Below are 23510 nucleotides of genomic sequence, written 5' to 3'. Positions count from 1 at the left end.
TGGACAGCTGATACCGAAGGCCGCGGTGGCTGTTGGCGCAGCCACCGCGGCACACTCACCGGCGGTGCCGGTCAGAAGAACCAGTGGACCGGCTCGCTCGCGCGGTCCACGAGGTCGGCGAACCGGCCACCGAGGAAGGCGAGCGGTTCGCCCTCGCGCTCGCAGACGTTGATCACGTGGCCGAACACGACCACGTGGTCGCCGGCGACGAAATGCCGCTCGACGTCGCATTCGAGATGCGCGAACGCATCGGGGATCACGGGCACGCGGTGCCCTCCGGTGGTGACGTCGAGGCCGGCGAAGTGATCCTCGCCGCGCCGGGCGAAGCGCAGGGCGAGCTGTTCCTGGCGGGCGGAAAGGATGTTGACCGCGAACCGGCCCCCCTCGACGATCGCGTCCGTGGTGCGGGCACCGATCGTCAGGCACACCAGCAACAGCGGCGGTTCCAGCGACACCGAGGTCAGCGAGTTCACGGTCATCCCATGTGGAGTGCCCGCGGTGCTGGTCGTGATCACGGCGACGCCGGTCGCGAAGCGCCCCATCGTGCGGCGCATGGTCATCGGATCGACTGTTGCCGCCGGCGACGACGGGGTGGTGATCATGGTTGCCTCCTCGAAAGCTCAGGCGCGGTAACGAACCTCGAAGGTCACGACACCCTCGTCGGTGCGCCACGGCCCGTGCGGCATGCCCGGGGGACGGCAGGCGTACATTCCGGCCGTGAAGGTCCGGCCGAGCGTCAGGTCGGTGAAGGAGCCCTCCAGGATGTAGACCTCCTCCCAGAAATCGTGTTCCTGCACTCCCATCGGCGTCGAGTCGGCGCCGGGTTCGTAGCGCAGAATCCGGGTCGCCACCCCGGTTTCGGAGTCCTTGGCGAGAATCCGTTCGGTGATCTTCGGGTCGTCACCGGGGCAGACGGTGTAGCCGACGTCGGTGACGGGGAAGAACTCGTGCTCGGGTTTGCTCATCGGGCGCTGCCTCCCTCCAGGCCGTAGCTGGACAGGAAGGCGTCGACGTCGCCCACCGGGTCGTCGAAGCCGTAGTTGCGGAAGGCGTAGCCCTTCACCACGAACGGCGCTCCCGCATAGAACATCTCGTACTGGTGGTGTCGCCCGGCGAACTCGCTGCCGACCACGTCCCACGCCAGTTTGAACAGCTTCACCCGCTCTTCTGCCGGCGCCGACGGGCTGTGCACGTATCGGTCGATGTCCGCCCGGGTCTCGGGGTTGATCAGCTCGGACACGCTCGACGGCACCTGGAGCACGCCGCCGCCGACCAGGTCACGCAGGATCGCCAGCATCCGCGGGTACAGCTCGGCCTGCAGCCCCATCGCGCCGTAGACCGCTCTGCCGTGGGGCCGCCACAGGCCCTGCTCGTCCGCTTCCGCGGCGTACTCGGCGGCCAGCACGGAGGATTCGACGACGGCGGCCAGGCTGGCCAACTCACCGAGTTTCTCCACCACACCGGGGAACTTGTCGACGCCGTTGACCGCCGCGACCTTCCGCGCGAGCCCGGCGATGAACTGCGTCTTGACCATGAACCGGATCTGCGCCTGCCAGTTACCGAAGACGTGGGCGCCGGTGTCGAAGAACTGCCGGCGCAGGCCGGCGACGTCCCGGTACACGAACACGCGCTCCCACGGGATGAAAACGTCGTCGAACACGACCAGTGCGTCGGTCTCGTCGTAGCGGGTGGTGAGGGGGTAGTCGTACGAACTTGTGGCAGCCGGGGCGTAGGGACGCCGGCAGTACAGCTTGAGCCCTTCAGCATCGACGGGTACGGCGAAGCCCAGCGCGAAATCCGCGTCCTCCGGACTGAGCGGTTTGATGCAGGAGACGAAGATCTCGTCGGCGACCGCACCGCCGGTGGCGAGCATCTGCGCGCCGCGGATCACGATCCCGTCGGGCCGTTCCTCGGCGACCCCGGCCTGGATCAGGTCCCCCTCCCAGGCGTGCGCGCTGGTCGCCCGCGACACCTGCGGCGGGATGATGGCGTACGAGACGTAGAGGTTCTCCCTCAGCACCCGGCGGTGAAAGGACGTCACGTTGACGGCGAAATCATGGTCACCGCCGGCGAACGCCTCGGGATGCGCGGAGAACGCGGCGACGAACGCACCGACGTGATCGGGGCTGCGCCCGACCCAGCCGTGGGTGTGACGTGCCCAGGTGGTGACGGCGGCACGGTAGGCCGCGAGGTCTTCCCGGCTGCGTGGCGGGGTGAACAAGCGGTTGACCGTGCTGCCGGTGGCCGGGTCGGTGACCGTCATCCCGGCGGCCGGATCCGCCGCGATGTCGAACAACTCGGCGATGGTCTTGGCGATCGGCGCGAAAGCCGGGTGGTGGGCGACGTCCTCGACCGGCGCCCCGTCGACATAGATCCGGCGTGGCCCCTTCAGGGCGGCCAGGTAATCAGCTCCGCTGCGCATCACACGCTCCTCTGCTTGCTCTCGTACGCGTGGGTCAAGGTCAGCCCCCCGGGCAGTTCCAGGTGCAGACGCCAATACGTGCCGTGGACGAATTCGCCGCCGAGCAGGCCGAAAGTTCCGCAGAACAGCACGAAGTCGCCCTCGACGGCGCCCAGCCGGCCGAGCAGATCGGCCGGCCGCCGCAACTCCGACAGGGTGCCCTTCTGGTAGGGCCAACCGTCCACACTGGAGTCCGCCCGCACGTTGTCCCAATCCAGCGCGGCCGGGTCGGCGCCGATCTCGGTTACCAGGTTGCCGATCGGCTTCGGGCACGCCGCCTTGGACGCCCCGATGTCGCTGCGCTCCAGGTCGCGGTCGGTGTGGTCGGAGCCGACCGCGAGGAAGTAGCGCCCACCGTGGCGGAGGAGAACCGGCTCGACCTCACCGGAGGTACTCTCGCTCGCCACCTCGACGACCGCCGCTGTGGTCAGCAGCGCCGGGTCGAGGTCGTAGAACGCCGGCACGGTGGCCGGCCGGGGCACCCCGATGGCCGCGAGCTCGGAGATGTGTGCCTCCACCGAGGCTTCGTCCCGGCCGGTATAGCCCGCGATCACCAGGCGCCGCGGTGAAAGTTCCAGCCTTTCCCCGGTGCCCACGACGTGCAGTGTCAGCGGCTGGCCCGCGCTCATGATCCCGCTCCCATGATCTCCTCGGTGTTGTCCGGAACGCAGCTTCGTTGTCGGTCACCCGTCACCGGCCAGCGCCGGTCGGCGAGCACCGGAAACTCCGCGCGCACGATGTCCACAATCGACTCGTCCACTTCGCAGCGGAGGACTTCCTCTCCGGTGCCGGCCTCGGCGAGCACCGTGCCCCACGGATCCACGACCCGGCTGGTGCCGCCCAGTTCCACCGCGCCTTGCTGCCCCACGGCGTTCACCGCGATGACCAGCAACTGCTCCTCCACCGCACGGCACGACGTGAACAGGCGCCAGTGCTCCCGGCGAGCCGCGGGCCAGGCCGCGGGTACCACCACGGTCCGAGCGCCCCGGTCGACGAGAGCGCGCCACAGTTCCGGAAAACGGAGGTCGTAGCAGGTGGTGGCGCCGATCCTGCCGAGCGCGGTCGTCGCCACCTCCAGCGTGTCTCCCGGGGTCAGCAACTCGGCCTCCCGCGAGGCGTAGCCGAAGACGTGCACCTTCCGGTACGTGTGCACGATCGAGCCGTCCGGGGCGAGTAGCACCGCCGTGTTGAACAACCGGCCGTGTTCGTCCCGCTCCAGCAGGCTGCCGACGTGAACATGAGCGCCGAGACGCCGTGCCCACGTCCTGCCCGCGGCCACGGTGGGACCGTCGAGGGGTTCGGCCGCACGCTCGTAGTCGTCGAAGGCGAAGTAACCGACCGCCCAGAGCTCGGGCAGCACGACCAGATCCGCGCCGGCCGCGCGCTCCACCAGCTTGCCGGCTCGCACCCGCCGCTCGGCCGGTGTCTCCTCCGGCGGGCTGGCGAGCTGCACCATCGCGATCTTCACAGCTGCTCCGGCAGGCGCAGGGCGGCCATGGTGCTCGACAGGTGGCTCGCGAGCGCGTCTCCAGCCTCGTCAGTCGTTCCGGACCGGAGCGCTTCGACGATCGCGGTGTGCTCGGCGAGAACCGTGCGGGCGCGACTCTCGTTGTTGACAACGGCCCGCAGCCCCATGCGTACCTGACGCTCCCGCAGCGACTCGTAGAACTCGGCCAGAACGGGATTGCCCGCACGCCGCACGATGGCGCGGTGGAAGGCGCGGTCGCACTCGATGAAACCCACCGGATCGTTGATGAGCTCCCGCTGCTCGGCGACGAGACGGTCCAATTCGGACAGGAACTCCGCCGCGGGCGGAACCACTTTCCGGACACACCAGTGCTCAACGATTTCGCGGGCCTCCATCACCGCCCGGACCTCGGCATCGGAGATGGGCGGGACGAACGCCCCCTTCTTGGGCACGATCTGCAGGAAGCCCTCGGCCTCCAAGCGGAGAAGCGCCTCGCGCACCGGCGTCCGGGAAGTACCGGCGGCCTCGGCCACCTCCGATTCGGTCAGGAACGTACCGCCGTCTCTCGGCAACTCGGCGATCCGCTGCTTCAAGAACCGGTAGGTGACGTCCTGAGCCGAGGGGGTGCGCCCGCCTTCTCGTAGACTGCTCATAGGCAAGATGTATACAACACGTCTACTACAGGCACAAGAGGTTCTCCCCCGTGCGCCCGTCCCGCTGGAGCCGGTCGCGCGCAGCAGCCCCCGCCCCGGCAACCGCCACCCAAGACCAGCGATCAACTGTGACCACTCCTGTCGGCTCCGTACCTGAAATATCGTGCCGGGGAGCGGGGTGAATCCTTTCGCGGTGCCGGGGTCTCTTGTGGGCGATGGTTACGTCAAGAGAGACGGGCGTGCTGCGAGCTCGGCCTGGATCTCGTCGATACCGTGATGGCACGCGGGCGAACGGAGTAATGGTCGAGACCTGTGGGTGGGGTTTGATCAGTGAAGCCGGCCGGTTTGGTGGAGGTGGTCGAAGATGAGTTGGTCGACCGGTGAGACGCGGGCGCGGTCGGTGTAGGTGAGCCAGACGACTTCGTCGATTTCGCTGCTGGGCGTGGGTGTTCCGTGGTGGTCGGCGGTATAGCAGCTCATCTGAACAGTGACGCCGTTGGGGTGTCCGTGGGCTGGGGCGTGGAAGGTGCCCAGGTGGGCGGCGGTGGCGGGGATGATGGTGACAGCAAGTTCTTCGTTGATCTCTCGGATGAGGGTGTCGAGGTCGGTCTCGCCGGGTTCGCGTTTCCCGCCCGGGAGGTAGTAGACGTCCTTGCCGTGTGAGCGGGTGCTGAGGATCTTGCCGTGTTCGAGGTGGATCCAGGCGACCTTGTCGATGGTGGTGTTCATCGTCCTATCGTCGTCGATGGGTCTGGCGTTGGGGGTGGATCAAGCTGCGCGTTCGTCCGGGCGTTCGACCAGGACGCCGTGGTGGAAACGAACTCCTGCGCGGACGAGAGCGACCAGGTAAGTTGCCTTGCTCGGACTGAGACGGATTTTCGGTGTCCGAAGGGGACTCCACGCTCACCACACGGATCCGGTGTGAGGACGTGAGATGCTGACCGGCGTGCGAATCCTGCTGGTGGAGGACGAACGTCGGCTAGCGGCTTCGTTGCGGGCGGGGCTGATGGCGGAGGGGTATGCCGTCGACGCCGCACACAACGGCCGGGACGGGTTGTGGCTGGCGTCGGAGCATCGCTACGCCGCCGTGATCCTGGACGTGATGCTCCCGGGCCTCAACGGCTACCGGGTCTGCCAGCGGCTGCGGGCGGTGGGCGATGCGACGCCGATCCTGATGCTGACCGCGAAGGACGGTGAGGACGACGAGATCGAGGCGCTGGACACCGGGGCCGACGACTTCTTGACAAAGCCGTTCTCCTATCCGGTCCTGCTGTCCCGGTTGCGCGCTCTGATCCGGCGAGGCGGATCGTCCCGGCCGAGCATGTTGCGGGTCGGAGCCGTACGCCTGGACCTCGGCTCGCGGCGATGCCACCGCAACGACCTCGAGGTCGCGCTCACGGGCAAGGAGTTCGCGCTGCTGGCCTACCTCGCGGAGCGGCCCGGCGTCGTGGTGAGCAAGGCGGAGCTGCTGGAGAATCTGTGGGACTTCGCCGCGCCCGCCACGGCGAATCTGGTGGAGGTGCACGTGAGCGCACTGCGCCGCAAGCTCGGCGCAGACGTGATCCGAACGGTGCGCGGCGCCGGCTACCTCGCGGCCGGCGATGCGTAGCTCGACCCGGGTCCGGGTGGCCGCGGCCGCGGCGGTGACCGCGCTGCTGGCACTGTCCGCGGGGGCGCTGTGGTTTCTGGACACACTGTCGGAGCGATTCGAAACCGGCGCGACGATGCTGGCCAACGCAGAGGCGGCATCGATCGGAGCATTGCTGGAGCGGGGTATCGCCCCCGAGAACCTGACCGCGGAGCTACGCGCGGCCTCGGTCCCGCTGTTCGAGATCGTGAACGCCGGGAACGAGCAGGTCGCCGCCTGTCCCGACAATCTCGCGGCGGGCACGCTGTATCGCGTCGGCGGAGAAGGCGCGGACAGCCCGTCGATCATCACGCTCGACTTGTCCTGGGAACGCTGCAACAGCGGCTTCGACGGGTATCTGTCCGGCGCGATCCGGGCCAGCGTGGGCAGCGCCTCAGCGGCGGGCTACCGCATTTATGTTGCCGCCCGGGTGGATCCCTATGGGCAGTTACCCGCCATTCGTACCCAAGTGTGGGTCGCGCTGCCGGTCATTTCGGCACTGATCGCCGCGACCGCGTGGCTGGCTGTGCGCCGGGCGTTGCGTCCGGTCGAGCGGGTCCGCGCCGAGGTCGCGGAGATCACCGCGCGAGACCTGTCCCGGCGGGTTCCGGTGCCCGGCACCGGGGACGAGCTGACCGTGCTGGCCGTGACGATGAACGACATGCTCGCGCGGCTACGGGACTCCGCCGACCGCCAGCGGAGGTTCGTCGCCGACGCCTCGCACGAGCTGCGCACTCCGCTCGCCTCGATGCGTACCCAACTGGAGGTGCTGCTGACCTATCCCGACCGGATCGACTGGCGTGAGACCGTGATGGGAACCGTCGCCGACGTGGCGCGCCTGCAGGACTTGGTGGCGGACCTGCTGGTGCTGGCGCGCTCCGAGGATGGCGACCGTCGCGCGGCACACGGGCCGGTGGCGATGGACGACGTGGTGCGGGATTGCCTTCGGGGCCGGGAGGTCCAGGCGGAGCTGGCCGACGTGGTCGTGCGCGGCCACCCGGCGCAACTGGAGCGGCTGGTGGGCAACCTGCTGGACAACGCCGAGCGACACGCCCGATCGGCGGTGATGGTCACTCTTTCCGCCGACGACGGCGAGTGCCTGCTCGCGGTGAGCGACGACGGGCCGGGCATCCCCGCTCGAGACCGGGATCGGGTGTTCGACCGGTTCGTGCGGCTCGACGAGGATCGCGACCGCGACGACGGGGGCGCGGGGCTGGGGCTGGCGATCGCCGCGGAGATCGTGGCGGCCCACCACGGCCGTATCACGGTGGAGGACAGCGCGCCCGGGGCGCGGTTCGTCGTGCGCCTGCCGCTGATCACCTGAAGCGCGCTTCAGGTTCCTTCAGCTCGGGTTCAGCATGGACCGGTCACGCTGCTCGCCATGCTCGCCGCGCCACCTGCGCTTTCACGGACCCGTATTCCGCTCGCGCTCGCGTCCCTGGGCTTCGCCGTCTACGCGATCTGGTCGGTATGCCTGCACCGCGTGTATCTGGCCACCGGATACGACCTCGGCATCTTCGAGCAGGCGGTGCGGTCCTACACGCACGGGCGCTGGCCCGTCGCGGACCTCAAGGGCCCCGGATTTCCGTTGCTGGGCGACCATTTCCATCCCGTGCTGCTGGTACTCGCCCCGCTGTACGCATTGCACCCCGCGCCGGAGACACTGCTGATCGCCCAGGCCGCGCTGCTGGCCTTGTCCGCGGTTCCGGTCACCCGCTGCGCACTGTCCACATTGGGCACGAAGCGCGGCACCCTGGCCGGCGCCGGATACCTGTTCTCCTCGGGGCTGCTCAACGCCGTCACGTTCGACTTCCACGAGATCTGCTTCGCGGTACCGCTCGTGGCGTTCTCTGCCGAAAGGCTGCTGCGGCGCGAGTGGGGCGCCGCAGTCGCCTTCGCCGCGCCACTCGTGCTGGTCAAGGAGGACCTGCCGCTGACGCTGGCCGCCGTCGGCGCCTATGTCGTCTGGCAGGGGCAGCGGCGCTGGGGCTGGGCAGTCGCCGTCGCCGGGATGGCCACGACCGTTGTGCTGGTGGTAATCGTGCTGCCCGCGCTCAATCCCGCGGGGCACTATGCCTTCGCCGGCCGCGCGGCCGCACTCCAGCCGCTCGACGGGCTGGGCATGAAGTCGGCCACCCTGGCGCTGCTGTTCGTTCCGACGGCATTCGCCGGGTTGCGGTCACCGCTGTCCATCCTGCTGGTGCCCACGCTGGCCTGGCGGTTCCTCTCGTCGTATCCGAACTACTGGGGGCCGGGCTACCACTACAACGCCGTGCTCATGCCGATCGCCTTCCTCGCCGCGGTGGACGGGCTGCGCCGGACATCCGGCCGGATCCGCTCGCTCTCAACCGCGGGAGCCGCACTCACCTCGCTCGCCGTCATCGCCGCGCTGCTGCCCGGCCCGCCTCCTGCTCCCTCGGAACGCGCGGCGCTGCAAGCCGCACTGGCCCGGATCCCCGACGGCGCCACCGTGGCCGCGGGAAGCCGACTCGCACCTCACTTGACCCGACGCTGCCGTGTCCTGTTCTTCCCCGAGCAACCCGACGGAACCACCGAACCCGACTGGGTCATCACCAGCAAACCCCTCGTGGGCTGGCCCAGCCCGGTACCCGCACAGCAGCGGCTCCTGGCCGATCTCGTCGAACACGGCTACACCCCGGTCATCGACAACGGCACGGTCCTGCTCCTCCGGAGACGTTGAGCCGACGTCCTTCTCGCACTTCGGTTCCACCCGAAGACTTGACGAGCACGCAGTTGCATGATCATGATTTAGTGCAACTTCGGTTGCGCACATCACAACGTGGTGAAAGGTTGTCCCATGGCTGCCACTCTCACTGAGCGCACCTTCGGCCCGATGCGCTGGCTGGTGGTCGAGGGCGCGCGCGACGACTGCTTCCGGGCGCTCGGCCGGGCGGCTCGCGCCGAAGTCCACGCGGTTCTCGCCGAGCTACCGGAAGTCGTGAAGCTTCAGGAGTACTCCGCGACAGCGGGAGGACGTGGTGCTTTCGAGCGGGTCGTCGCGGCCAGCGAGGCGAATCACCCCGAGGCCTTCCGCGAACTCACTTGTCTGGCCGAAGGTGCCGAGTCCGGAGCAGACGACCTGCTGCTGGCGAACCTGCGGGGAGACCTCGCCGGGTTCGACGGCACGGGATGCTCCGATGTCGCGCACCGCGGCCACCGCTCGCTCCTCGGGCACAACGAAGACGGGGCTCCGGTTCTCGCCGGTCGGCTGATCTTGGTCACCCTGCTGGCCGACGGGGAAATTCCGGTCTTTTTCCAGTGGTATCCCGGCTTCCTGCCCGGCAACGCGCACACTGTCACCGGGAACGGGCTGGTCGTCGGAGTCGACCACCTTCCCCCCGAGCGGCCCGGACCTGGTGGTGGACGGCACTTCGTGGCACGCGACCTGCAACGACAGCCGGATCTCGAATCCGCGATCCGCTACTTGGCCACCACCCCCTCGGCCGGCGGGTTCGCTTACACCATCGGCGACGTCGAGACAGGCCGGATCGTCGTCGTGGAGACCGTCGCGGATGGACACGTGCTCCACGAGGTCCTCCCCCACGAGCGCATGACGTGGCACACCAACCACGCGCGCTACCTCGAGCCCGCAGCGAGTGGATCAGCGGAGAGCCGCGTGCGCGGCGACGTGCTGGCGGCGCTGGCCCAGGAGTACGGAATCGACGGCCCCAGCCCCGAGCGGCTGCTGGAGGCGCTGGGCCGGACGCCGGTGCCGTCCGGAGTGTTCCGGCCGGTCTCGGCGGAGGACCCCCTCACCACCTTGTGCACCACGGTCGTCGACCTGACCGGCCGCACCATCACCCTGCTACCACCGGGCGGCGAACCGGCCACTGTGGACATCGACCAACTCTTCACCTCCGCCGCGGCCGGAATCTGAAGGACCACGACGACACGAAAGAGCTGCCATGGGCGATCCTGTTGTGCAGACGGTCCTGGGCCCGGTGGGTCCGCAGGACCTCGGCCACACCCAGACGCACGAACACCTCTTCATCGACGTCCGGAAACCACCTCCCCCGGGCGCATCACCGGAGTTCCTCCGGCGCGACCAGGAAGACATCCGGTTGGACAACTATTACTACGCCCGTCGCCACCGCATCTCCCGACACTCCCGATTGGACAGTGTCGTGGATGCGAAGGAGGAGATCGCGTTCTACCGTGCGGCCGGCGGCGGCACGATCGTCGACGCTACCCCGCGTGGGCTGGGACGTGATCCACGCGCGCTGCGCGAGGTGTCCGAGGCCTCCGGCGTCCACGTCGTCATGGGATCGGGCTACTACATCGCCGCCCACCAGCCGCCGGAGGTCGCGGCAAAAAGCTCCGCGGAGATCACCCGGGAGATCGTCGACGACCTCACCATCGGCGTTGACGGAGTGCGCGCGGGGATCATCGGCGAGATCGGCGCGAGCTGGCCCATGCACCCGCAGGAGGCCAAGGTTCTCGACGCAGCCGTCAAGGCCCAGCGGGAGACCGGCGCGTCGCTCTTGCTGCACCCCGGCCGCGACCGCCGGGCACCGATCGACCTCATCCGCCGCGTCGAGAAGGCCGGCGGCGACCTGAGCCGCACGATCATGAGCCACGTCGACCGGACCCTGTTCAGCGTCGCCGAGCTCGCCGAGGTGGCGAGCACCGGGTGCGTGGTCGAGTTCGATCTGTTCGGCCAGGAATCCAGCCACTACGAGTACGCCGACATCGACATGCCCAACGACGCGACCCGCATCGACTACCTCATCGCCCTGCGGGACCTCGGCCGGCTCGATCGACTCGTCATCGCCCAGGACATCTGCCACCGCACCCACCTGCGCAAGTACGGCGGCGAGGGATACGCACACATCCTGGAGAACGTCGTACCGATGATGCGCCGCAAGGGCTTGTCCGCCGCGGACATCGAAACGATCACCGTCGGGAACCCGTCGTCGCTGTTGTCCCTGCGCCTCTGATCGGAGCACCATGCCTGACCTCACCCCCACCACCTCACCGGGCAGGACCCACACCAGCGGAGGCGACAAACAGCTGCGCCGGCGGGTGCTCTCCGCGGCCAGCGTCGGCCAGTTGATCGAGTGGTACGACTTCGCCCTCTACGGCTACGCCGTGCCCACCATCGCCCACCTGTTCTTCCCCGAATCCAGCAGCGCCGCGGCCCTGCTGTCGTCGCTGGCGATCTACGGCGTCGCGTTCGTGATGCGGCCGCTCGGCGGGATCGTCTTCGGCCGGCTCGGCGACCGGCTGGGCCGCCAGGTCGTACTGGCCGCGGTGCTGGGCTTGGCCGGTGTGTCGACCGCGGCCATCGGCGTTCTGCCCACCTACGCCTCCATCGGCGTCTTCGCACCCCTGCTCCTGCTCGTGTGCCGTCTGCTGCAGGGCTTCTCGGCCGGCGGCGAGGCGATCGGCGCGTCGTCGTTCGCGGTCGAGCACGCGCCCGGCAACAGGCGCGCCACCTGGGTAAACCTCGTCACCGCGATGTCGGTCGTCCCGCCGCTGGTCGCGACCGTGTTCGTCGGCACCCTGAGCGCGAACCTCACTCCCGGAGCGTATGAATCGTGGGGTTGGCGGATCCCGTTCCTGGTGGCGTTACCGCTGGCCCTGGTCGGGCTGTTCATCCGGCTCAAGACCGAAGAGTCACCGGTTTTCAAGCAGGCCAGGGAAACCGGGCAGCTGTCGAAGCAGCCGCTGCGCGAGGCACTGCGCAGCAACCGCGCCGCGCTCGGCTACGTCTTTTGCTTTGCCGCACTGGCCGCGCTCGCGTTCTACCTCATCGTCGGCTACCTGGTCACCTATCTGACGGTCACCGTCGGCCTGACGAAGGCCCAAGCGATGTGGACCAACGCCGCGGCGCTTGTCGTACTCTCCGTGCTGCTGCCGGTCGGCGGGCGGATCTCCGACCGCGTCGGCCGCCGGCCGATGCTCGTCACCGGCTCCGCCCTGCTCGCGGTCGTCGGCTATCTGATCTTCGTGCTGGCCTCCGGCGGCGGCCTTGTCGCCGCGCTGGCCGCGCAACTCCTGCTCGTCCTGGGCATCTCCGTCTTCGGTGGCGCCGCCTACACCGTCTACATCGAGATGTTCCCCACCGCGACCCGCTTCACCGGGGCAGCAATGGCCTACAACCTGGCCTACGCCCTCTTCGGTGGCACCGCACCGCTCTTCGGTGCCTGGCTCGTGGCCGAGACAGGCAGCCCTCGCGCCCCCGGTGTCTACCTGACCGTGGTGGCCCTCGCAGTGCTCGCGGTCGCTTTCCGGGTTCCCGAGACCAGCAAGCGCCGCCTCGATTGACCGCGGTGGCCGGCACTTCGACTCGTCCGCACCGGACGCCTGTTCAAGCAGCTACCGCGCCCAGACGTCCGCTGTGGACACTCCGGTGGCCGGAGTCACGCACTTATGTCCATGCCGCCGACATACCAGGCGCCGTCCTTCTTCACCACCTGCAGGTCCAGCCGGAACGAACTCGTGTCGCCCGAGGAACCGATCAGTTCGAGGTCACGGAGCGACTTGTCGCCGAGCTTGATCGAGGTGTCCGGCACTGTCGCGGTGTCGCCCTTCGGGTCGACGTCGTCCACCTTCACCTTCGCAGCGGGCGGCAGCGTGATGCCCGGCTTCGCCCACGCATCGTGAAGGTGCTTCATCGAAGAAACCGCACCGCCGCCGCTCTCACACATCGTCGCGGGATCCTGGCCGGCCTCAGCCGCCACCACCGCGCTCGACTGGCACGCCTTGGTGTACTCCTCCTGCAGAATCTGGGTAACCCAGGCTGACACCGCTTCGCCGGGCGTCCTGGCGCCACCGGCGGAGTCCGTGTTGTTCGACGACGCCGACGCGGAACCGGACGGCGCCGATGCGGCGGGTACCGACACGGGCGACGTGCCGGTACCGGTGGTCCCCGTGTCCTTCGACCCGCACGCGGTCAGCCCCAGCGCCAGGGCTACCACTGCCGTGGTCAGCCGGCCCGCCTGAGACACACGCACGCGCCGCACGGCCTCTACCCCCTCGTTCGTCAAGACCGCTCCTCACCACATAGTCACCGATGTTGCGCTCGAACGAACGCTATCAGCCAGCTGAAATCCAGGTGTGTCAAGGATCTTGGACGGTCCTCGGTGGGTTTGCTCAGACCGTCGATCGGTCGTTGCTTGCGCTCTTTCGTGATCAGTACGAGGGGCGTTGGGCGTGCCCGGTTTCCGGGTCCGGGATGAAAGATGCGGCGAGTGCCTCCGACGCTCGGGCGACGAGCGCGACATCGGCGCCGACGAGGATGAACCGGGCACCGGCCTCCTCGTACGCGTGGGCGGTCTGCGGGTCGAAGGCGTTGACGCCGACGGGTTTCCCCGCTGCGGTGACGCCTTCAAATGCTCGGTGGACGGCGGCGACGACGTCGGGATGCGTCTGCTTTCCGAGGACACCCATGGATGCGGCGAGGTCGCTCGGGCCGACGAAGACACCGTCGACGCCCCTGGTGGCGGCGATGGCCTCGGCATTGCCGACGCCTTCGGCCGTCTCGATCTGCACGAAGACGGAGACGTGCTCGGCGGAGTTCTGGAGGTACTCGCCGACGCGGTTCCAACGAGCGGAACGAGCAAGGGCGCTACCGACACCACGCCTGCCAGCGGGCGGGTACTGCGCGGCCTCGGCGACTGTTCGGGCCTCGTCGGCGGTCGAGACCATGGGGACGAGGATGGTCTGCGCGCCGAGGTCGAGCACCTGCTTGATCATGACGGTGTCGGGGGACGGCACGCGCACGACTGGCGTCGTGGGATACCCGGAGACGGCGTACAGCTGGGCGAGGGTGGATTCGAGGCCGTTGGGCGCGTGCTCCATGTCGATGAGCACCCAGTCGAGGCCCGAGCCGGCCATGATCTCGGCCATGACCGGGGATCCTGAGCACACCCATCCGCCGAAGAGGGTGCGGTCGGCGTCCCGGAGCCGGTGACGGAGGGTGGGGTTCAGACGAAGCGGCATGAGATGGTCCCCATCTGTCCGTAGTCGGCCAGCACCGTGTCGCCCTTCTCGACCCACATGGGGCGGGTGAACGAGCCGGCGAGGATCACCTCTCCGGCCTCCAGCCGATCACCGTGCTGGCCCAACTTGTTCGCAAGCCAGGCCACACCGGTCGCGGGATGGTTGAGGACGGCGGCGGCGACGCCCGTCTCCTCGATCGTCTCGTTCCGGTAGAGAAGCGCCGACACCCACCGGAGATCGACGGCGTCGGGCCGTGTCGGGTTGCCACCCAGGACGAGGCCTCCGTAGGCGGCGTTGTCGGCGATCGTGTCGACGATGGTGCGGCCTTCGAGCTCGATGTGGGAGTTGAGTACCTCGAGCGCGGGCGTGACATACTCCGTCGCGCGCAGCACGTCGAAGATCGTGCAGTGCGGCCCTTCAAGCGAGTCCTTCAGGACGAACGCGAGCTCCACCTCGATGCGCACGTTCGAGAATCGGTCGTGGGGAATGTGTGCGCCGTTCTCCCACACGGTGTCGTCGAACATGACGCCGTAGTCGGGTTCGGAGATGCCGGTCGCCGCTTGCATCGCGTGGGAGGTCAGCCCGATTTTGTGGCCGACGAGGCGGCGGCCTGCGGCGAGGTTCTTCCTCTTCCAGACATCTTGGATGGCGTACGAGTCTTCGACGGCCGCCTGAGGGTATCGGGCGGTGATGCGTGGGATCACACCATGTGTCCGCTCTGCCTCCGCAAGCTCGTCAGCGAGCGATGTGATGGTGTCTTCGGCAAGCATGATGGCCTTCCGTGAATCGGGAGGGGGCGCTTCCGGCGGCGAGGCCTGGGCCGCGGCAGCCGGAAGCATCATTTGGCGGGCTTAGGTGGTGTTTCAAAGCGGCGGAGCCGCTTGCGGTGGGCCGTCACCTTGCACCGCCGCGGGTTCTGAGGTGGTTCCTGGCGAGGACAGCTCCGACGTGGTGAATTGGCATTCATGAGGAGGAGATCCCGGGGCCAGGGACCGCCTGGAGGTTCCGCTACCCGCACCGCCATGCAAACCACTTCAAAACAGTCTCTAGAGCTGGTGGCCGAGCTTGTACTCGCCTTGCTTCCGCTCCGGCGTGTCCTCGTTGTCGCGGCGCGTGTAGGAGAAGCCGTCGGCGCCGATCGTGACGGCCATTTCGCTCGCGTCGGTGCGGGCGACGACGGGTTGCGGATTGCCGTCGAGGTCGAGCACTAGCGAGGCCTCGGTGTACCAGCTCGGGACCACGGGCGTGCCCCACCAGTCGCGGCGCTGGTTGTCGTGCACATCCCAGGTGACGACCGGGTTGTCGGGGTCGCCCGTGTAGTAGTCCTGCGTGTAGATCTCCACCCGGTGGCCGTCGGGATCGCGCAGGTAGAGGTAGAACGCGTTGGAGACGCCGTGGCGGCCGGGCCCGCGCTCGATGACGTCGGAGCGACGCAGGGCGCCGAGCTTGTCGCAGATCGCGAGAATGTTGTGCTTCTCGTGCGTGGCGAAGGCGACGTGGTGCATGCGAGGGCCGTCGCCACCCGTCATGGCGGTGTCGTGGACGGTCGGCTTGCGGCGCATCCAAGCGGCGTAGACCACGCCGTCGGAGTCCTGGATGTCCTCCGTGACGCGGAAGCCGAGGTCCTGGTAGTGGCGCACGGCGCGCGGCACGTCGGGAGTGACCTGGTTGAAGTGGTCGAGACGCACGAGCGCGCCCGGCGTGTAGAGGTCGTACCGCCACGCGAGGCGCTCGACGTGGTCGACCTCGTAGAAGAACTCGTACGGGAACCCAAGCGGGTCTTCCACCCGCACCGAGTCGCCGATGCCCTTGACGAAACCCTCTTTACGGCGCTCCACGCGGCATCCGAGCTCGGTGTAGAAGGCAGCGGCCCGGTCGAGGTCCGCAGGCGTCCGCACGCGGTAGGAGAATGCAGCGACGGCCGCAACGGATCCCTTGCGCAGGACGAGGTTGTGGTGGATGAACTCTTCGAGACTGCGCAGGTAGACAACCTCGTCGTCCTCCTCGGTGACCGTGAGGCCCAGCACGTCGACGTAGAACTCGCGCGAGGCAGCGAGGTCGGTCACGACGAGTTCCATGTACGCGCACCGGAGGATGTCCGGTGCCGGCGAGGATGGGGTGGGGATCGGGTTGTCGGATTGGATGGGTGCCTCCTGGCTCAGGTAGAAGCCGGAAGAAGTGAGAGTGCGGTCGTCGATGTGCGTCATGTCATGCGTCCTTGCGTGAGCCGCGGCGGTCAGTTCTTCCCGAACGTGGGGTTGTGGACCTTGCCGAGCGTGATGTGCACGGCCTGTTGGTCGGTGTAGAAGTCGATCGAGCGATAGCCGCCCTCGTGTCCGAGGCCTGAGGCCTTGACGCCGCCGAAGGGTGTGCGAAGGTCGCGAACGTTGTTGGAGTTGAGCCAGACCATGCCGGCTTCGATCGCCTGGGCGAAGTTGTGGGCGCGCCTGAGATCGTTCGTCCACACGTACGCGGCGAGGCCGTACTTCGTGTTGTTCGCAAGGGCGAGGGCCTCCTCTTCGGTGTCGAACGGGGTGATGGCCACGACGGGGCCGAAGATCTCCTCCTGGAAGATGCGCGCATCGGGGGCGACATCAGCGAAGACGGTGGGCGCGACGAAGTTACCCGTCTCGAAGCCCTCGGGGCGGCCGCCGCCCGCGACGAGGCGGCCTTCGCTCTTGCCCAGCTTGACGTAGCTCATGACCTTCTCGAAGTGCTCGGGGTGCACGAGCGCGCCGACCTCGGTGGCGGGGTCGTGCGGGTAGCCGACCTTCACACGCTTCGCCTGCTCCGCGTAGCGCTCGACGAACTCGTCGTACACCTCGCGCTGGACGAGGATGCGGCTTCCGGCCGTGCAACGTTCGCCGTTGAGCGAGAAGACACCGAAGATCGTGGCGTCGATCGCGGCGTCGAGGTCCGCGTCGGCGAAGACGATCGCGGGCGACTTGCCGCCGAGTTCCATCGAAAGCCCCTTGAGACAGGGGGCGGCGTTGCCGAAGATGATCTGCCCCGTGCGGCTCTCCCCCGTAAACGAGATAAGCGGCACGTCGGGGTGCTTCACGAGCGCGTCGCCGGCGTCCTCGCCGAGGCCGTTGACGAGGTTGAACACGCCCTGAGGCAAGCCCGCCTCCTCGAAGATCCCCGCCCACAACGACGCCGACAGCGGCGTGAACTCGGCGGGCTTGAGCACGACAGTGTTTCCGGTCGCGAGCGCGGGGCCGAGCTTCCAGCTCTCGAGCATGAACGGCGTGTTCCACGGTGTGATCAGGCCCGCGACGCCGATAGGTTTGCGGTTGACGTAGTTGATCTGCCGCCCCGGCACCTTGAAGGTGTCGTCGGCCTGCGCGACGATCAGATCCGCGAAGAACCGGAAGTTCTCCGCGGCGCGGCGCGCCTGCCCGAGAGCCTGCGTGATGGGCAGGCCCGAGTCGAACGACTCCAGCTCCGCGAGGCGCGCGTCACGCGATTCGACGATGTCGGCGATGCGGTGCAACACACGCGAGCGCTCGCGCGGCAGCATGCGCGGCCACGGGCCTTCCGCGAACGCACGGCGGGCGGCGGCCACGGCCCGGTCGATGTCGGCCTTCTGGCCGGCCGCAGCCCGCACGTACGTCTCGTTCGACACCGGGTCGAGCACGTCGAACGTGCCGCCGTCGAGCGAGTCGACGAACTCGCCGTCGATGTAGTGGCGGATGCGGTCGGGCAGGTCTGCGGGGACGTGCCTCTTGGCTGCTGAGTCATTGACGTCCTCCGGGCCCTGAACGGCCGGGATTCCTGCCACGCCGCTACGCGGCGTCTTGGTGGGTTCCTGTTTCAACGGGACTCGCCTTCCGCTAAGCGGCAGGACTTATGGTCCCTCCGCAGGCGTTTAGCCTCTCGGCCCGTCCGGCCGCGAGGATGTTCTTTGCCGCGTTCAGGTCGCGGTCGTGGACAGCGCCACACGCGCAGGTCCACTCCCGAACCGATAGCGGTTTCGGACCATCGACAGCACCACATGCCGAGCACGTCTGGCTCGACGGAAAGAAGCGGTCCATCCTGTGAAACGTCCGCCCGTACCGGGTGGCCTTGTCCTCCAACATGCGAAGAAACAACCCCCAGCCGGCGTCGCGGACGGACCTCGCCAACCGGGTCCGCGCCAACCCGACGATGCACAAGTCCTCGACGTACACCGCTTGGTTGTCGCGGATGATCGTCGTGGATTGTTTGTGCGCCCAATCGGTCCGTGCGTCCCTGACTTTGGCGTGCACCTTCGCTACCCGCAGGCGCGCTTTGGCGCGGTTGTTCGAACCTTTCGCCTTGCGGGAAAGATTCTGCTGCACTTTGCGGAGCTTGCGCTCGGCACGGCGCAGAAACTTCGGCGAGCTGATCGTCTTGCCGTTCGACAGCACCGCGAACGTGGTGAGTCCGAGGTCGAGGCAACACTCGATGAACGGACACCTGTGGGCGCCGTCCTACTTCGCCGCGTCCTGCGGCGGCGCACCGCTGTCGATCATCACTCAGTACATCGAGCAGCAACAACGACCACCTCGCGCACTCGGTCGACCGAAATTGATGCGCTAACCCGGCCCTGAACGGCCGGGCTTGCGCGCTAGGTTTCCCGGTCATTCGAATCGCCTGCTTCCTTGGCTGCGTCGTACTTCTCACGCCACTGTGCGTTCATGGGGAACAGGCCCTCGACGGGGTGACCCGCGGCGACCTGCTCGGCGATCCAGACGTCCTCGGCCTCCTGCGCGAGCGCCGCGTTCGCGACCTCCTCCGCGAGCGAGGGCGGAATGACGATCACGCCGTCGTCATCGCCGACGATGAAGTCGCCGGGCTGCACTGTCGCGCCGCCGCACGCGATGGTGAGATCGGTGTCCCACGGCACGTGCCTGCGCCCCAGGACGGCGGGATGAGGACCCTTGCTGAACACGGGGAGGTCGATACCAGCGACGGCCGCGTAATCGCGCACACCGCCGTCGGTGACGACGCCCGCGGCGCGACGCGCGAGGGCCCGCAGCGCGAGCACGTCCCCGAGAGTGCCGGAGCCCGCTTCGCCGCGCGCCTCGATGACGATGACCTCGCCCTCGCACACCTCGTCGAACGCGCGCTTCTGCGCGTTGTAGCCACCGGCGTGGCTGCGGAAGAGGTCCTCCCGGTTTGGAACGAAGCGCAGTGTCTTCGCCACTCCCACCAGCTTCGTGCCCGGACGGGTCGGGCGTACCCCATCGATCGAGACATTGTCGAGACCGCGCTTACGCAGCTGCTGCGAGAGGGCGGCGACAGGGGCCTCGACGAGTTTGGCACGCAGTTCGGGAGAGAGAGCCGGAGCCGCGGCGGGGAGCCCGGCCGCCTCGCGCGAACCCCACGCCTCCTCGCGCTGACGGTCGTCGACGGAAGGAAGGGAACCGATTTCCGGGTCGAAGCCACCATGACCCGCGACCACGTGGCTCGTGAGTTTGCCCGAAGTCAACGTCCCCGCCGCGTCAGGCGCATCCACTTCCACTTCGACGACGTCGCCAGGTTTGGCGACCGAGGCGCCCGCCGGCGTGCCCGTAAGGATGACGTCGCCAGGCTCGAGCGTGAGGTGCTGCGACAGGTCAGCGACGATCTGCGCGAACGGGAAGATGAGGCCCGCGGTCTCGCCTTGCTGCACCAGTTCGCCGTTCAGCCAGGTGCGCACGCGCAGCGCCGCCGGGTCGACCGAACGAGCGTCGATCAGCTGAGGGCCGAGGGGGGTGTACCCATCGCGGCCCTTGTTGCGCACGTTCGACCCCTTGTCGTTCCCGCGGAGGTCATACAGGCCCCAATCGTTCGACGCGGTCACCCACGCGACGTGGTCCCACGCGTCTTCGCGGGTGACTCTTCTGGCCGCCGTACCGATCACGAGCGCGATCTCGCCCTCGAACGCGAGAAGCTCGGTGCCCTCGGGACGCTCGACGACCTCGCCGGACGCGGACAGCGAGCTTGACGGCTTGAAGAAGTAGGAGGGGGAGGAAGGACGCCGCCCTCGTTCGGCAGCACGGGAGGAGTAGCTGAGGTGAACAGCGATGATCTTTCCGGGCGTGACAGGAAGAACGCTAGTCGTACGGGCTGTGCTCATGCGTGGCCTTCTCTAGGTGGTGTTTCAAACCACTTCACAACAGTCTCTAGATCGTGACGATGACGTCGTCGCCTTCCACCCGCACCGGGATCGGACGCAGCCCGACGCGGGAGTCGGCAGGGTGCCGTCCGGTCAGGATGTCGAACTCGAAGCCGTGCCAGGGACAGACGATGTTGCGGTCGGTCGGGTGAAAGCCGGGTCCACCGCTTTTGCGGCCTTCACGCACGAGCTGGACGGTCCGCGGCATGATCTTGCCCTGGCAGACCGGGCCGCCCTGATGCGGGCACACGTTGTGCCACGCCCGCACTTCGCCGGCGTGGAAGTAGACGCCGAGTTCCAGACCGTCCACATCGACCACGATGCGTTCACGCTCCCGGAGATCTGACAAACCAGCGACGACGACGTCGCGGCGCACGGTCTCGGCGCTCATTGGGCCCTCCGGTACCAGATCGCCATGTCGAACAGGTTCACGTCCGCGGCGTCGAGCAAGGCTGTCACGAGGACGACGGTCTCGGTCGCCGTCAGCGCGTCCTCCCGGATCGGCCAGGCGATCTTGCCGACCCGGTCGGTCTTCGCCGAGAACAGGCGGGCCGCCGCGCAGAGGACGTCGGCGATCTGCTCGTCGGCGACCTCGGAGGCGAGGTCGTGCTCGGTGACGTGGCGGGTCAGCTCGCCGAGCCGGTCGACCAGCGTGGTCAGCTCGGCCAGTTCGGGAGTGGGGGTATCGGTCATGTCAGGAGTCCCGGGGCGTTCGGAGGAGCACGCTCTGGGCGGCGGGCTTCCGGCGGTCGGTGGGGAGGTTGAACACGCGGGCGGCGTTGAGGCCGAGGATGTTGCGCTTGGCCTGTTCGGAGAGGAAGGGCAGGCGCGTGATCGTCGACGGCGCGTCCCAGTCCCAGTGCGGCCAGTCCGAGGAGTACAGCAGTTGCGTCTCGGCGTTGAACGCCTTCATCCCCGACTCGAGCAGCTCCATGTTGGTCCGCTCCATCGGCTGGCTCGTGTACCACATTTCCTTCATGTACTCGCTCGGCAGACGGGTCAGGCCCGGCGCCTCGCTCGGGCGCATGAGCACCTCGTGGTCGAGCCGCTGCATGAGGAACGGGATCCACGCCAGCCCGCTCTCCACCCACACCATCTTGAGGTCCGGGAAGCGCTCGGGCATGGCGTTGATGATCCAGTTGGTCACGTGGATCTGGTTGTAGTGCGTGAAAGACAGCGCGTGCATCGACAGGAACCTGTTGAGCTGGGCGAAGGACGGGTCGCCCCAGTGGTAGCCGGAGTGGAAGGCGAGTGGCTTTCCGCTCTCCTCGATGAGCTTGTACAGTCGCGTGTAGACGTCCGAGTGGACCGGGTTGTTGCGCGTCGAGCACACCGTGTACCCGATGATCCCGTCGTCGCCGGCGTGTTTCTCGACCAGTTCCTCGCAGACCTCCGGCGTGTTGTACGGCAGGTACAGCATGCCCTTGAGCCGATCGTCCTGCGGGAGCACGACTTCGGTCAGCCAGCGGTTGAACGCCCGCCCCAGCACGACCTCGATCTCGTCCTGCGGATGCATGCCCAGCAGCAGCATCGCGCTCGGGAACACGACCTGGTAGTCGAGCCCCATCGCATCCATGCCGCGGCGGGCCGCGGTGACGAACGGATGCCCGGACTCGCCGTCCATCGGTTCCTTGCGCCCCTGGTGCCCGATCCGGCCACCGACGCTCTGGTGCGACATGCCGGGCTGGATGTTCAGCAACGCGTTGTTACCGGCGAACTTGCCGAGCTGGTCCATGCCGATCTGACGCCACACGTCGTTGTCTATGAGTTCGAGGACCTCGCCCCAGAAGTGGTCCTCCGAGACGTGCGCGTCGATGTCGACGATGAAGTAGTCGTCGTACTCCCGCTCCGCCTGCTTGGTCGCGTGGGCGAGGACGTCGCGGGTGTCGGTGCGCCCGCCGATCTCGGCGAGCTCCCGGATCCGCGGCCCGTCGGAGCGGGGCATGGAAAGGTCGAGCACGGATTCTTCCCTTCGTCCAGCGTCAGCGGGGCGCGACGACGGCATCGGTCATCGTGGTCAGGTAGTCATCGTCCGCGGCCGTCGCGCCCTCGTGCGGGATGACGACGGCCCGGTCCGGGTTCACGGCGAAAGTGTGCTCTTCGCCGGCCGCCGGAACGGCGTCCGCGGACAGCTCCGCCGTCTCGGTGCGCACGCGCATCGGAAGCCCGTCCGCGCGGACGAGGAGGTTGACGGCACTGCCGAGGTAGGTCGTCCGCTCGACCGTCCCCCGGAACTTCCCCGGCCCGCCGGAATCCGGCCCCGCCTCGTGGCACAGCCGGGCATGCGCGGCGCGGAACGCGATGTCCGCCCGGTCCCCCACCGCCACGTCGCCCGTCGTGGTCCCGGAGAAGACGAGCGAGGTGTCGTCGACGCGCACTTCGGCGGTCTTGCCGTGTACACCGGCGACAGTGCCGGGAAGGATGTTCTGGAAGCCCATGAAATCCGCCACGTACGCGGAGTTCGGCCGGTCATACAGGTCGCTGGGCGTTCCGGATTGGACGATGACGCCCTCGCTCATCACGATGATCCGGTCCGACAGCGTGATCGCTTCCTCCTGGTCGTGCGTCACGTAGACCGACGTCGTCTCGAACCGGTTGTGCAGGGACCGCACCTGCTGCCCCATCTGGTACCGCAGCTTGCTGTCCAGATTGGACAGCGGTTCGTCGTAGAAGATGATGCCCGGCCGGGCGGCCAGCGCGCGGGCCAGTGCCACGCGCTGCTGCTGGCCGCCCGACAGGGCGGTGACCGGACGCTTCCCGAGGTCCGACAGGCCGACGGCGTCGAGCATCTCCTGCACCCGCTGCGCGCGCTCCCGGCTGGGCATCCGGGCGACCTTGAGCGGGTAGGCGACGTTCTCCGTGACGTTCAGGTGCGGCCAGAGCGCGTAGCTCTGGAACACCATGCCGACCCGGCGCTTGTCGGCGGGCACGAACGTGCGCCGGGCGGTGTCGACCACGACCCGGTCGCCCATGACGATTCGTCCCGCACTCGGCCGCTCCAGCCCGGCCAGGCAGCGCAACGTGGTCGTCTTGCCGCAGCCCGAGGGGCCGAGCAGCGTCACGAACTGCCCGGACTCGATCGTCAGATCCAGTTCGTGCAGCGCCGACTTCGCGCCGTACTTCTTGGTGAGTCCGGAAACCTGGACCTCGGTCATCGTGATCTGCGCTTTCTCTTCGGTCGCTACTCCAACGGCGCCGCCCTCGGCGTCCGGTGT

24 protein-coding genes and 1 pseudogene are annotated in these 23510 nt (G+C 68.1%); 7 read left to right on the top strand and 18 right to left on the bottom strand.

Translation table 11 applies throughout. The features are described 5' to 3' along the window. Nucleotides 1-71: 71 nt before the first annotated feature. From A3CU_RS0117490 to A3CU_RS0117460, 7 genes are all read right to left on the bottom strand, one after another. Nucleotides 72-602, bottom strand: coding sequence for a flavin reductase family protein (locus A3CU_RS0117490; RefSeq protein ID WP_027943417.1), 531 nt, complete (start codon nucleotides 600-602; stop codon nucleotides 72-74). 18 nt (nucleotides 603-620) lie between these two features. Beyond that, nucleotides 621-965: a cupin domain-containing protein gene (locus A3CU_RS0117485; RefSeq protein WP_027943416.1), complete on the bottom strand. Its 345-nt coding sequence runs from the start codon at nucleotides 963-965 to the stop codon at nucleotides 621-623. Continuing rightward, nucleotides 962-2422, bottom strand: coding sequence for a 4-hydroxyphenylacetate 3-hydroxylase family protein (locus A3CU_RS0117480; RefSeq protein WP_043841416.1), 1461 nt, complete (start codon nucleotides 2420-2422; stop codon nucleotides 962-964). Before A3CU_RS0117480 ends, A3CU_RS0117485 begins: the two co-directional genes overlap by 4 nt. Beyond that, the gene (locus tag A3CU_RS0117475) at nucleotides 2422-3090 is read right to left on the bottom strand and encodes a DUF2848 family protein (protein WP_027943414.1); all 669 of its coding nucleotides are present in this window, start codon (nucleotides 3088-3090) and stop codon (nucleotides 2422-2424) included. Before A3CU_RS0117475 ends, A3CU_RS0117480 begins: the two co-directional genes overlap by 1 nt. Further along, on the bottom strand, nucleotides 3087-3929 hold the full coding sequence (locus tag A3CU_RS45165; protein WP_084143317.1) for a carbon-nitrogen family hydrolase: 843 nt from the start codon (nucleotides 3927-3929) through the stop codon (nucleotides 3087-3089). The genes A3CU_RS0117475 and A3CU_RS45165 overlap by 4 nt, the downstream gene beginning before the upstream one ends. Beyond that, nucleotides 3926-4582: a GntR family transcriptional regulator gene (locus A3CU_RS0117465; protein WP_027943413.1), complete on the bottom strand. Its 657-nt coding sequence runs from the start codon at nucleotides 4580-4582 to the stop codon at nucleotides 3926-3928. The genes A3CU_RS45165 and A3CU_RS0117465 overlap by 4 nt, the downstream gene beginning before the upstream one ends. 327 nt (nucleotides 4583-4909) lie before the next feature. Next, nucleotides 4910-5311: an NUDIX hydrolase gene (locus A3CU_RS0117460; RefSeq protein ID WP_043841413.1), complete on the bottom strand. Its 402-nt coding sequence runs from the start codon at nucleotides 5309-5311 to the stop codon at nucleotides 4910-4912. Nucleotides 5312-5528: 217 nt separating this feature from the next. Here A3CU_RS0117460 and A3CU_RS0117455 point away from each other — a divergent pair, with 217 nt between their 5' ends. The 6 genes from A3CU_RS0117455 to A3CU_RS45155 all read left to right on the top strand — a co-directional run bounded on the left by A3CU_RS0117455 (nucleotide 5529) and on the right by A3CU_RS45155 (nucleotide 12497). Beyond that, entirely contained in the window at nucleotides 5529-6191 is a 663-nt protein-coding gene (locus tag A3CU_RS0117455) for a response regulator transcription factor (protein WP_027943411.1), read from the top strand. Next, the gene (locus A3CU_RS55145) at nucleotides 6184-7533 is read left to right on the top strand and encodes a sensor histidine kinase (protein WP_027943410.1); all 1350 of its coding nucleotides are present in this window, start codon (nucleotides 6184-6186) and stop codon (nucleotides 7531-7533) included. Before A3CU_RS0117455 ends, A3CU_RS55145 begins: the two co-directional genes overlap by 8 nt. 57 nt (nucleotides 7534-7590) lie before the next feature. Beyond that, complete coding sequence (locus tag A3CU_RS0117445; protein ID WP_043841412.1) at nucleotides 7591-8910, top strand: DUF2079 domain-containing protein; 1320 nt, start codon at nucleotides 7591-7593, stop codon at nucleotides 8908-8910. Nucleotides 8911-9027: 117 nt separating this feature from the next. Continuing rightward, nucleotides 9028-10107: a C45 family autoproteolytic acyltransferase/hydrolase gene (locus A3CU_RS45160; RefSeq protein WP_052371807.1), complete on the top strand. Its 1080-nt coding sequence runs from the start codon at nucleotides 9028-9030 to the stop codon at nucleotides 10105-10107. Between the two features lie 28 nt (nucleotides 10108-10135). Then, entirely contained in the window at nucleotides 10136-11167 is a 1032-nt protein-coding gene (locus A3CU_RS0117435; protein ID WP_027943408.1) for a phosphotriesterase family protein, read from the top strand. 10 nt (nucleotides 11168-11177) lie between these two features. Continuing rightward, complete coding sequence (locus A3CU_RS45155) at nucleotides 11178-12497, top strand: MFS transporter (RefSeq protein WP_043841410.1); 1320 nt, start codon at nucleotides 11178-11180, stop codon at nucleotides 12495-12497. A 95-nt stretch (nucleotides 12498-12592) separates the two neighbouring features. On the opposite strand, the gene A3CU_RS54490 is transcribed toward A3CU_RS45155, so the two are convergent. The 6 genes from A3CU_RS54490 to A3CU_RS45145 form a co-directional block, all read right to left on the bottom strand. Beyond that, a complete protein-coding gene (locus A3CU_RS54490) occupies nucleotides 12593-13219 on the bottom strand; it encodes a hypothetical protein (protein WP_245617141.1) in 627 nt (208 codons plus the stop codon). Between the two features lie 145 nt (nucleotides 13220-13364). Beyond that, nucleotides 13365-14174 (bottom strand): HpcH/HpaI aldolase family protein, encoded by an 810-nt coding sequence (locus A3CU_RS0117420; protein ID WP_027943406.1) that lies wholly within the window; start codon nucleotides 14172-14174, stop codon nucleotides 13365-13367. Next, nucleotides 14159-15013 carry a 2-oxo-hept-4-ene-1,7-dioate hydratase gene (gene hpaH, locus A3CU_RS0117415; RefSeq protein ID WP_245617139.1) on the bottom strand — a complete coding sequence of 285 codons (855 nt, stop codon included), beginning with the start codon at nucleotides 15011-15013 and terminating at the stop codon, nucleotides 14159-14161. Before hpaH ends, A3CU_RS0117420 begins: the two co-directional genes overlap by 16 nt. Before the next feature lie 207 nt (nucleotides 15014-15220). Beyond that, nucleotides 15221-16381 carry a 3,4-dihydroxyphenylacetate 2,3-dioxygenase gene (gene hpaD / locus A3CU_RS0117410; RefSeq protein WP_027943404.1) on the bottom strand — a complete coding sequence of 387 codons (1161 nt, stop codon included), beginning with the start codon at nucleotides 16379-16381 and terminating at the stop codon, nucleotides 15221-15223. A 29-nt stretch (nucleotides 16382-16410) separates the two neighbouring features. Then, the gene (hpaE, locus tag A3CU_RS0117405; protein WP_425388259.1) at nucleotides 16411-17880 is read right to left on the bottom strand and encodes a 5-carboxymethyl-2-hydroxymuconate semialdehyde dehydrogenase; all 1470 of its coding nucleotides are present in this window, start codon (nucleotides 17878-17880) and stop codon (nucleotides 16411-16413) included. Between the two features lie 127 nt (nucleotides 17881-18007). Then, complete coding sequence (locus A3CU_RS45145; protein WP_281174124.1) at nucleotides 18008-18601, bottom strand: RNA-guided endonuclease InsQ/TnpB family protein; 594 nt, start codon at nucleotides 18599-18601, stop codon at nucleotides 18008-18010. A gap of 4 nt (nucleotides 18602-18605) precedes the next feature. On the opposite strand from A3CU_RS45145, the pseudogene A3CU_RS45140 reads away from it, so the two are divergent. Then, a pseudogene (locus A3CU_RS45140) lies at nucleotides 18606-18734 on the top strand (transposase); the annotation flags it as partial. A gap of 28 nt (nucleotides 18735-18762) precedes the next feature. Here the strand turns inward: A3CU_RS45140 and A3CU_RS0117390 are convergent. Genes A3CU_RS0117390 through A3CU_RS0117370 form a run of 5 tightly spaced genes read right to left on the bottom strand, consistent with a single transcriptional unit; the run spans nucleotide 18763 to nucleotide 23450 of the window. Next, nucleotides 18763-20256 carry a fumarylacetoacetate hydrolase family protein gene (locus A3CU_RS0117390; RefSeq protein ID WP_027943402.1) on the bottom strand — a complete coding sequence of 498 codons (1494 nt, stop codon included), beginning with the start codon at nucleotides 20254-20256 and terminating at the stop codon, nucleotides 18763-18765. Nucleotides 20257-20302: 46 nt separating this feature from the next. Next, complete coding sequence (locus A3CU_RS0117385; RefSeq protein WP_027943401.1) at nucleotides 20303-20686, bottom strand: Rieske (2Fe-2S) protein; 384 nt, start codon at nucleotides 20684-20686, stop codon at nucleotides 20303-20305. After that, nucleotides 20683-20988, bottom strand: a complete 306-nt coding sequence (locus A3CU_RS0117380) for a hypothetical protein (RefSeq protein WP_027943400.1) — start codon at nucleotides 20986-20988, stop codon at nucleotides 20683-20685. The genes A3CU_RS0117385 and A3CU_RS0117380 overlap by 4 nt, the downstream gene beginning before the upstream one ends. Before the next feature lies 1 nt (nucleotide 20989). Further along, nucleotides 20990-22255, bottom strand: a complete 1266-nt coding sequence (locus tag A3CU_RS0117375) for an amidohydrolase family protein (RefSeq protein ID WP_245617137.1) — start codon at nucleotides 22253-22255, stop codon at nucleotides 20990-20992. Between the two features lie 22 nt (nucleotides 22256-22277). After that, on the bottom strand, nucleotides 22278-23450 hold the full coding sequence (locus A3CU_RS0117370) for an ABC transporter ATP-binding protein (RefSeq protein ID WP_027943398.1): 1173 nt from the start codon (nucleotides 23448-23450) through the stop codon (nucleotides 22278-22280). Between the last annotated feature and the right edge of the window lie 60 nt (nucleotides 23451-23510).

The sequence above is a fragment of the Amycolatopsis taiwanensis DSM 45107 genome, assembly GCF_000519205.1.
In the GTDB taxonomy this organism is placed as follows: domain Bacteria; phylum Actinomycetota; class Actinomycetes; order Mycobacteriales; family Pseudonocardiaceae; genus Amycolatopsis_E; species Amycolatopsis_E taiwanensis.
The sequence above is the reverse complement of the archived record's forward strand: the minus strand, read 5'-3'. Positions and strand labels throughout refer to the sequence as shown.

What these genes read in the sequence shown, in the direction of transcription:
- A3CU_RS55145 (WP_027943410.1), top strand. Translation starts at nt 6,184, where the DNA reads ATGCGTAGCTCGACCCGGGTCCGGGTGGCCGCGGCCGCGGCGGTGACC.
- hpaH (WP_245617139.1), bottom strand. Translation starts at nt 15,013, where the DNA reads ATGCTTCCGGCTGCCGCGGCCCAGGCCTCGCCGCCGGAAGCGCCCCCT.
- A3CU_RS0117435 (WP_027943408.1), top strand. Translation starts at nt 10,136, where the DNA reads ATGGGCGATCCTGTTGTGCAGACGGTCCTGGGCCCGGTGGGTCCGCAG.
- A3CU_RS0117390 (WP_027943402.1), bottom strand. Translation starts at nt 20,256, where the DNA reads ATGAGCACAGCCCGTACGACTAGCGTTCTTCCTGTCACGCCCGGAAAG.
- A3CU_RS0117475 (WP_027943414.1), bottom strand. Translation starts at nt 3,090, where the DNA reads ATGAGCGCGGGCCAGCCGCTGACACTGCACGTCGTGGGCACCGGGGAA.
- A3CU_RS0117420 (WP_027943406.1), bottom strand. Translation starts at nt 14,174, where the DNA reads ATGCCGCTTCGTCTGAACCCCACCCTCCGTCACCGGCTCCGGGACGCC.
- hpaD (WP_027943404.1), bottom strand. Translation starts at nt 16,381, where the DNA reads ATGACGCACATCGACGACCGCACTCTCACTTCTTCCGGCTTCTACCTG.
- A3CU_RS45155 (WP_043841410.1), top strand. Translation starts at nt 11,178, where the DNA reads ATGCCTGACCTCACCCCCACCACCTCACCGGGCAGGACCCACACCAGC.
- A3CU_RS0117445 (WP_043841412.1), top strand. Translation starts at nt 7,591, where the DNA reads ATGCTCGCCGCGCCACCTGCGCTTTCACGGACCCGTATTCCGCTCGCG.
- A3CU_RS0117385 (WP_027943401.1), bottom strand. Translation starts at nt 20,686, where the DNA reads ATGAGCGCCGAGACCGTGCGCCGCGACGTCGTCGTCGCTGGTTTGTCA.
- A3CU_RS0117465 (WP_027943413.1), bottom strand. Translation starts at nt 4,582, where the DNA reads ATGAGCAGTCTACGAGAAGGCGGGCGCACCCCCTCGGCTCAGGACGTC.
- A3CU_RS0117380 (WP_027943400.1), bottom strand. Translation starts at nt 20,988, where the DNA reads ATGACCGATACCCCCACTCCCGAACTGGCCGAGCTGACCACGCTGGTC.
- A3CU_RS45160 (WP_052371807.1), top strand. Translation starts at nt 9,028, where the DNA reads ATGGCTGCCACTCTCACTGAGCGCACCTTCGGCCCGATGCGCTGGCTG.
- A3CU_RS0117370 (WP_027943398.1), bottom strand. Translation starts at nt 23,450, where the DNA reads ATGACCGAGGTCCAGGTTTCCGGACTCACCAAGAAGTACGGCGCGAAG.
- A3CU_RS0117485 (WP_027943416.1), bottom strand. Translation starts at nt 965, where the DNA reads ATGAGCAAACCCGAGCACGAGTTCTTCCCCGTCACCGACGTCGGCTAC.
- A3CU_RS0117490 (WP_027943417.1), bottom strand. Translation starts at nt 602, where the DNA reads ATGATCACCACCCCGTCGTCGCCGGCGGCAACAGTCGATCCGATGACC.
- A3CU_RS0117460 (WP_043841413.1), bottom strand. Translation starts at nt 5,311, where the DNA reads ATGAACACCACCATCGACAAGGTCGCCTGGATCCACCTCGAACACGGC.
- A3CU_RS0117480 (WP_043841416.1), bottom strand. Translation starts at nt 2,422, where the DNA reads ATGCGCAGCGGAGCTGATTACCTGGCCGCCCTGAAGGGGCCACGCCGG.